General features: G+C 60.6%; 1 tRNA gene. It reads right to left on the bottom strand.

The features are described from left to right. Positions 1-57: 57 nt before the first annotated feature. Positions 58-134: transfer RNA gene (locus tag BJP32_RS17395), tRNA-Ala, on the bottom strand. Positions 135-350 lie beyond the last annotated feature (216 nt).

The following is a 350-nucleotide window of genomic DNA, read 5'->3' as shown; positions in this document are numbered from 1 at the left end:
AGGCGGTCGTATAGAGAGGCCTTCGCCTTTCGTCAACATTCCGCGCGGGGAATCCGCTGGAGGCCTGGCCCCCGAGTCGAACGGAGGATCTCCGGACTTGCACGTCCGGCGCGTCGCCCCTCCGCCACCAGGCCGTGCTCAGGGAACGCCGCAATGTAAATTCGGCTGATTAACCGCCTGCTTGCAAGAATGGTTAACGGCGCTTTCACCCTTATCACGGAAACTCATCGGACCTTCGCGCGCTTGTGATTGGTCGTGGAATTCGGGGGCGTTAGCCTGTGACTATGCGTATCGCTTATCGTCTTCTGTTGTTGGGTTCGGTCGCCGCCTGCACCCCCATGGTTCCCACG

This window comes from Brevundimonas sp. ZS04 (assembly GCF_001956865.1).
GTDB classification, from domain to species: Bacteria; Pseudomonadota; Alphaproteobacteria; order Caulobacterales; family Caulobacteraceae; genus Brevundimonas; species Brevundimonas diminuta.
The sequence above is the reverse complement of the archived record's forward strand: the minus strand, read 5'-3'. Positions and strand labels throughout refer to the sequence as shown.